The sequence below is a fragment of the Paenibacillus sp. 2RAB27 genome, from assembly GCF_052115445.1.
Classification (GTDB): Bacteria; Bacillota; Bacilli; order Paenibacillales; family NBRC-103111; genus Paenibacillus_E.
Map to the genome: position 1 here is coordinate 1 of NZ_JBFRGR010000071.1, position 8598 is coordinate 8598.

At 41.8% G+C, this 8598-nt stretch carries 3 protein-coding genes; all 3 read left to right on the top strand.

The window, feature by feature from the left end:
* Positions 1-573: dockerin type I domain-containing protein (locus AB4114_RS35110; RefSeq protein WP_441992570.1), on the top strand; the 573-nt coding region annotated here is incomplete at its 5' end.
* 605 nt (positions 574-1178) lie between these two features.
* Positions 1179-4427 carry a family 43 glycosylhydrolase gene (locus AB4114_RS35115; RefSeq protein ID WP_441992571.1) on the top strand — a complete coding sequence of 1083 codons (3249 nt, stop codon included), beginning with the start codon at positions 1179-1181 and terminating at the stop codon, positions 4425-4427.
* A 134-nt stretch (positions 4428-4561) separates the two neighbouring features.
* Positions 4562-8598, top strand: a 4037-nt coding sequence (locus tag AB4114_RS35120; protein ID WP_441992572.1) for a beta-L-arabinofuranosidase domain-containing protein, incomplete at its 3' end; no start/stop codon positions are given.

The window sequence follows — 8598 nt, forward strand, 5'->3', positions numbered from 1 at the left end:
ATATCTGGAGCCAGTACGCCGGTTCTGAACCTAATCTTCAAGGTAAAGGCTGGTGTTCAGAGTACCAGTGGAACGATTGCAGCTACCCAGGCAAAGCTTGGTGTGGCTCCAGAGGGAACCGTGATTCAAGCGCAGCTTGGCAGTAAGAGCATTTCAGTAGGAGCTATTGTAGCGGCTGTTGATAAGACGGCATTGACAACAGCCATTACGAGTGCACAGAGCTTGTATGATACAGCAGTCGTTGGTACAGCGGCAGGTCAATACCCGCAGGCAGCCAAAGATGCATTCGGTGTTGCCCTCAATGCAGCGAAAGCTGTCAAGGACAACCAAAGTGCGACACAATCCCAAGTTGACAATGCTGTAACAGCACTAGGCAGTGCAGTAGATACCTTCAAGGCGCAAGTTAATAAGTCGGCAGACATCAACAAGGATGGAAGCATCAATGTAGGTGATCTTGCGATGGTAGCTTACCATTACGGTAAGAATTCCAATAGCACAGACTGGGCGACAGCCAAGATTGCTGATATGAACAACGATAATAAGATTGATATTAGTGATCTTGCGGTTGTATAAATTACACTTTCGAATAAGGAAATTACATTTTTTTCCTGAATATTCTAGGATATAATTATGGAAACCGCTTTCAAGGCAGCTAATAAGTGCAAGTATTAACAAGATAGACTCTCGCTGGATGGAGGTAAAGGAGGTGATTTCGGAAGTGTTTGGTAAATACTTCCTAAGAATATAGGCAAATGCGTGTCGAGCTCTGCCTTCATCATTTCTTGCAGCTTTTCAGCAAATAGAACCTTCAGCGCTTTCTGTCGCCATGGGCCACTACAGGTTTGGCAGTCTCATTGATGAAAACGCCAATGTCTATTCGTACAAATGGTCAAACATTATTTTTTAGATTGAGCGAAAGTGGGAGGAACTCAGGCAAAACTTGGCGTGACTCCGGAGAGAACCGTGATTCAGATGGTGAGACATAGCCAAGATTGCTGAAATGAACAACGATAATAAAATTGTTATTAATGATCTTGCGTTTGATGCATCCAAGATAGACTAAAAGATTCATTATGTAAGGATATGGACGGGGATTCTTTATCTCCCAGTCCATATCCATTCTATATGTCTATGGAGGAGATTTGTTCATGAAAAAAATCTTTAGCCTTTTATCTATAATGTCTATTGCTTCAACGATTTTTTCGTCTGTAACCTTTGCAGATAACCCAGTCGTACAAACCGTTTATACCGCTGACCCTGCTCCATTGGTGTACGACGGTACTGTGTATCTTTATACTGGGCATGATCTGGATGTAGCTACAACTTCCTATAAAATGGTTGATTGGAAATGTTATTCTTCAACAGATATGGTGAATTGGACCGATCATGGTTCTGTACTGGATGTCACTGCATTTAAATGGGCAAACCAGACTCAGGATGCCAATGCGGCACAGGTTATTTACCGAAATGGAAAGTTTTACTACTATGTAGCGGTTTCTTCTACGATATCTGGTAAAGGAGGAATAGCCATAGGAGTTGCTGTATCAGACAGTCCCACAGGTCCTTTTAAGGATGCAATTGGTGCGCCTCTTGTTACGAATGATATGACCACATATGCAAGTCATTCATGGGATGATCTTGACCCGACGGTATTTATTGATGATGAGGGTCAGGCCTATTTGTATTGGGGTAATAACGCCTTGTATTATGCAAGGCTAAACGAAGATATGATTTCGCTGAACGGTTCAATCTCTGCAGTACCATTAACAACAGAAGCATTTGGACCAGATTACGAAGAAGCCCCCTGGATATATAAACGTAATGGACTATACTACTTGGCTTATGCGTCCGGTTTTCCGGAATCGATTCGTTATTCGACAAGTACTAGCCCGACTGGACCATGGACGTATAGAGGGGTAGTCATGCCTCAACAAGGCAGTAGTTCTACAAACCATCCGGGTATTATTGATTTTAAAGGAGACTCCTACTTTTTCTATCACAAGGTTGGTTTGCTGGGAGGGGGAAGCTACAAACGTTCTGTTAGTATAGAAAAATTCTTATATAATGCCGACGGTACAATTCCATCATTTAATATGACATCAGAAGGTGTCGCTAGCAGTGCGAACAATCTAAACCCATATACCAGAAACGAAGCCGAAACAATAGCCTGGGAATCCGGTATAACAACAGAACCATCCAGCCAAGGCGGAATGAATGTAAGTAGTATTGATAACGGAGATTATATAAAAGTTGAGGCTGTTGATTTTGGCGCTACAGGTGCTGGAACATATGCAGCTAGTGTTGCAAGTGGTTCAGGCGGCGGAACCATAGAACTGCATCTTGATGCTGCAGATGGCCCATTGATTGGGACGCTTCCTATTTCCAACACAGGTGGAGACAATGTTTGGAAAACAAAAGCAACAAGTGTTTTAGGTGCTACAGGAGTCCATGATCTATATATGGTATTCAGGGGTGCATCAACAGGTAATCTTTTCAAGGTAGATTATTGGCAGTTCGGGCAAAAGACAGCTGTTCATGATCTAGTTGCAATCAACGCATCCATCGATAAACAAAAGATTGATATTGTTTCCGGAACCAACAAGGCAAGCATAAAGGTTACAGCCATATACACGGATGGAACAAGTGTAGATGTTACTTCTCAGGCAGCTGCAAATCCGGTACAAAGCGGTATTTTAAGTGTCAACAACGGAGTTGTAACCGGTATGGGCTATGGCTCAACAAGCATCGACGTAAGCTATGGCGGAAAAACAGATACACTTAATATGCTTGTAAAAGACTTGAAGAATGAACAGACGGTGAAAACGATTACAGTCGACAATGCTTCAGTTGCTCTGGAATCTGGCAAAACAGCAACATTTAAAGTAACAGCTGAGTATTATGATGGACACACAGAAGATGTAACAACAACAGCAACCTATAGCAATCCAAGTCCTGCTATCGCAGATGTTGCGGGCGGTACAATAACGGCTAAAGCAAGCGGAACAACCAATGTTGCGGTAAGTTTCAAGGGAGTATTAGGTGAAGCTGCAACAGGCCAAATTACTGTATCTGTCAATACCCCTCCCATAGTGGCCATTGTGGCAGAAACAGCAGCAGAAAACACTGCCAATGCCTATGTAAATGGCACTATAAGTGGCCATACCTGGTCGCTTGTTGACGGACAGTCCACGAAAGCTATGTTTTTTGGGCCTAATAATGGGTTCACTGCGTCAGCTACGGATGCAGCGTCTCTTGCAGTCAATTCCAGACTAGGTTATAAAATCAACTTTACGACCGCAGGAACCTACAATGTTTGGATACTTGTTAAGACTCTCGGTTACGATTCGGACTCCGTCCACGTTGGATTAGACAATCAGTATAAATTCACGACCAATGGTATTGAAGGTGTTAGCGGTGGTCAGTTTAAATGGGCTAATATCAGTGGTTCTAGTGGTGGTATGTTTGGCGGAGCTACTTTGAATGTCACCGCTGGCGTGCATGAATTGAACTTTTGGGGAAGGGAAGACGGCCTCGCCATCGACCGAATCTATTTAACCACAAGCAATGCAACCACAGATCCAGTATGGCCGCAGCCACTAGTGCCTACAGCTGCACTTTCAGCAGACAGCAGTGTGAAAGCTGGAAGCAGCTTTACAGTGGGGGTTAGCCTGAACAACGTGACACAAAGTGTTTATGCCCAGGATATTACCTTGTCTTATGATTCCAACGTATTTGACTATGTAAGTGCGGCAGGTGCAACGGGCAACATTCAGATCGTGACAGAGGATAAATCCACTGCCGGAAAAGTTAGACTCATTACAGCCAATACCGCAGGGGGAATAACTGGAACCAGTACACCGGTTCTGAATCTAACCTTCAAGGTAAAGGCTGGTGTTGAGAGTACCAGTGGAACGATTGCAGCTACCCAGGCAAAGCTTGGTGTGGCTCCAGAGGGAACCGTGATTCAAGCGCAACTTGGCAGTAAGAGCATTTCAGTAGGAAATATTGAAGTAGTTGTTGATAAGACAGCGTTGACATCAGTCATTACGAGTGCACAGAGTTTGTATGACGCAGCAGTTGTTGGTGCAGCGGCCGGTCAATACCCGCAGGCAGCCAAGGATGCTTTCGGTGTTGCCCTCAACGCAGCAAAAGCTGTAAAAGACAATCAAAGTGCGATACAGTCCCAGGTTGATAGTAGCGTAACAGCGCTGGGCAGTGCAGTAGATACCTTCAAGGCAGCAGTTATGAAGTCCGCAGACCTCAACAAGGATGGAAGCATCAATGTAGGCGACCTGGCAATGGTTGCATACTATTATGGTAAGAATTCTACTGGAACAGACTGGGCGACAGCCAAGATTGCTGATATGAACAACGATAATAAGATCGATATTAACGATCTTGCGTTTGTGGCATCCAAGATCCAATAAGTTATAGCAGCGTTGCTAACCATTTGTTTCAAAGGCGGCCGAAATGAACATCTAAACTTAAATCGGCCGCCTAATAAAGTCAGTACTTCATTGTGGTACACAATTTAAAAATAAATTCACAAGGAGAAATGTAAATGAAACCTCAAAAAGGTAAAAACAAATCAATTAAGAAGACGGTACCTAACATTATAGCCTTAACATTGATGGCAAATCTTATTTTAGGTTTTTCCGTGTTCACGAGTCCGACATATGCAGCAGCGTTAAATGATTCAAAACAACTGGAGTTAAAGTTTGAAAATAATATTTCAGATTCCTCTAGTAATGCGGTTCAAGGGGTATTAAATGGCACCCCAAAATATGTGGATGGTAAAGTTGGTAAAGCCTTACAACTAAATGGAACCAATAATTATATTGATTTAGGCACGTCATCGGCATTACAGCCCCAAAACCTGACTGTATCCTTCTGGGTGAAACCCGATTCCACGTTAACAGGCGAAAACATGATCATGTGGAACAAGCCTAGTGGCAATTGGATGGGAGAAGGATGGTATTTAAGCATACTGAGTGATACAGTTCCATTAAAACTGTCCACAGGAACTAGTATACAGGAAGCGTATGTTACAGGGGATCGGAGCTCATTCTATCCAGTTGGAGAGTGGACCCATATCGCGGTTACTTATGACAACGCAACAAAAAATGTGGGTATTTATCGTAACGGTATTGCTCAAAAGGTTTCATATAATAAACAGGGCGGCAGCATTGCAGCAAATAATACGGATCATAAATATTTAGGTTTTAACTCACCCCTATATGGCGGGGGCTATTCAAAACTGAATTTGGATGAATTCAAGATTTACAGTGTAGCTGCGACAGATGAAGCTATCCGTGACGTTTATAAAGCGGAAGGCGGCGTAATAGACGAGAGTAAATTTGCACAACAAGACAAAGATGCAATCATTTTGCCTGAGACAACGAGAGGTAATCTTACTTTCCCGACAAAAGGTGTAAGTGGAAGTATAATCTCGTGGAGTTCTTCAAATACAAACGTTATTTCAAACACCGGGGTGGTTACAGACCCAGGGGTAGATACTCCGGTTACAATACAAGCTACTATAACGTATGGTTCAGTAACGTTAACCAAAGTATTTTCAATAGTCGTAAAAACCAGTAAATATTTAGGTGATTCTGCAAAGATCAAAAATTTTGACATCGAGCAGGTAGACGTTACAGACCCTTATTATGTGAATGCATTCAATAAAGAGGTTGAATATTTATTAAAACTTGATCCGGATCGCCTTTTGTCGGGATTTAGAACAGTAGCAGGTTTACCTAAGAAAGCAGAGCTTTACAACGGTTGGGAAGGCAATTGGAGCTATCTTAGAGGGCATACATTGGGGCATTATATGACAGCGTTATCGCAGGCTTACAAACAAACGATAAATAACACGACACTGAATACGCAAATAAAGAGCAAGATAGATTACATTATCAGTGAATTGAAAGCATGTCAAAATGCAAGCAGTAAAGGATATCTGTTCGCTACGCCGGAAACACATTTTGATGTTATTGAAGGAAAGATCGAAGGGCAAAGCTGGGTACCATGGTATACGATGCATAAGATTATTACTGGGCTTGTAGATATTTATAAATACGAAGGAAATGGAGACGCCTTGCAGATTGCAAGTAAGTTGGGAGATTGGTCGTATAACAGAACTCAAACATGGGATGATGCTACTCATACAAGGGTATTGAATATAGAATATGGCGGTATAAACGACGCTTTGTATGAATTGTATAAATATACCAATAGTGCGAATCATTTAACGGCAGCTCATATGTTTGATGAAGATTCCCTGTTTACTTCAATCGTAAATGGTCAAGACGTATTGGCAAATAAGCATGCAAATACACAAATTCCTAAGTTTATTGGCGCATTGAATCGTTATCGGACATTAGGTGAAGCGGAGTCGTTTTACTTAAAAGCAGCGGAGAATTTTTGGGAGATGGTGATCAACGACCATACCTATGTAACAGGTGGGAATAGCGAAAATGAGCATTTTAGAGAACCCGGGCAATTTGATAACTACAGGAATAACATAAACGATGAAACTTGTAATTCCTACAACATGTTAAAGCTTACTAGAGAGTTGTTCAGGCTTACTGGAAATATCAAATATGCAAATTATTATGAAAAGACTTTGCAAAATGAGATTATGTCGTCCATTAATCCGGAAACCGGTATGAGTACGTACTTTAAGCCCATGGGAACAGGATACTTCAAAGTATTTTCTACAGAGTTCGATAGTTTCTGGTGTGATACAGGAAGCGGTATGGAAAGCTATACAAAACTGGATGACAGTTTATATTATCATACTGAAGAAGATCTTTATGTCAACATGTACGTAGGCTCAAAACTGAACTGGGCTGAAAAAGGTCTTCAATTGACACAGCAAGCAGACATACCTCAAAGCGATAAAGCGACATTTAAAATAAACGCTGCACCTTCCGAGGCTGTTAATATTAAATTTAGATCACCAGATTGGATTGCAAAAGGTCAAAAGGTTGCTGTGACGATAAACGGGGCAACATTGAATGTGGAAGCAGTGAACGGATATATGGCGATAAATCGAGTATGGAAGATAGGGGATATTGTTGAATTGACGTTCCCTTTGGAAGTACAAGTATCAACTCTTAAAGATAATCCTGAGGCGGCAGCATTTACTTATGGTCCTCTTGTTTTAAGTGCAGGTCTTGGAACAGAGCAAATGGTTGCGATTCCACATCTTGCTTCACAGAAAGCAAATTTGCCTGCGGGCGTTACTTTTAAGGATTATATCCTTATTAAGGATGGTAATGTGAATGACTGGATCCATAATGTCAAAAACAATTTGGTCAAGACAGAAGGAAAGCTAGAATTCACTCTGCGGAATACGGATGAAGACAATCATTTGAAGTTTACGCCATATTACTCATTGTACAAGGAAAGATATGGGATCTACTTCTATTTATCTGCAAGTGATTCTCCGACTTTCCAGAAAAATATTTTGAGCAGAAAGACTGCGGCTAAAAAGGCAATTGCCAAGATCGATGAAGTGCAAATAACAAATGACCAGCACGAATTGGCACATAACCTGCAAGGAAATACCGGAGGAGGTTCTTTTGGGGGGGAACAGTACCGTCAAGCTTGGGCTGGATCAACGGGAGCTGCCTGGCTAAGTTATGATTTGGTAGTTGATCCATCAGTAAGTAACTACATTTCCACTAGATACTATAGCGGTGATAAAGGAAGAACCTTTAATGTATATGTTGATGGTAATCTAATTAAAGAAGAAACCATAGCAGCCCAAACCCCAGATCAATTTTATGATGTAAGGTATCAAATCCCGGCAAATTTGATAGCAGGAAAAACAAAAGTAACTGTAAAGTTTGCCAACAGAGGCTCAAATTACGTTGGCAGATTATTCGGAACTGTTTCAATTTTGAAAGACTATAACAATAGCTCGAATCTTCAGAGGGTTACTGTAGGTGGAACGACAGCAACATGGATAGATAATAAGTATGCAATTGCTGTTCCTAATAATTCTACAGAGGCATTAGTTAAATTTACTCCTGAAAATGCGAATGCATTGGTTTATGTTAATAATATTTTAATTGACGATACAGTAGAAAGAAAAGTAACTTTACAATCCGACACGACGAATTTGAATATTAGAGTGGTAGCCGAAGATGGAGTAACAGAAAAAGCTTATACCGTAAACATCAATAAGCAAGCCCAAGAAGTAACAGCAACAGCTGCAATTTCAGCAAACAGCATGGTGAACCCTGGAAGCAGCTTTACAGTGGGAGTTAGCCTGAACAATGTGACAGAAAGTGTTTATGCCCAGGACATCACCCTGTCTTATGATTCCAACGTATTTGATTATGTGAGTGCGGCAAGTGCAAACAACAACATCCAGATCGTGACAGAGGACAAAGCCACCGCTGGGAAAGTGAGACTCATCACCGCTAATACKGGGGGAGGGATATCTGGAGCCAGTACGCCGGTTCTGAACCTAATCTTCAAGGTAAAGGCTGGTGTTCAGAGTACCAGTGGAACGATTGCAGCTACCCAGGCAAAGCTTGGTGTGGCTCCAGAGGGAACCGTGATTCAAGCGCAGCTTGGCAGTAAGAG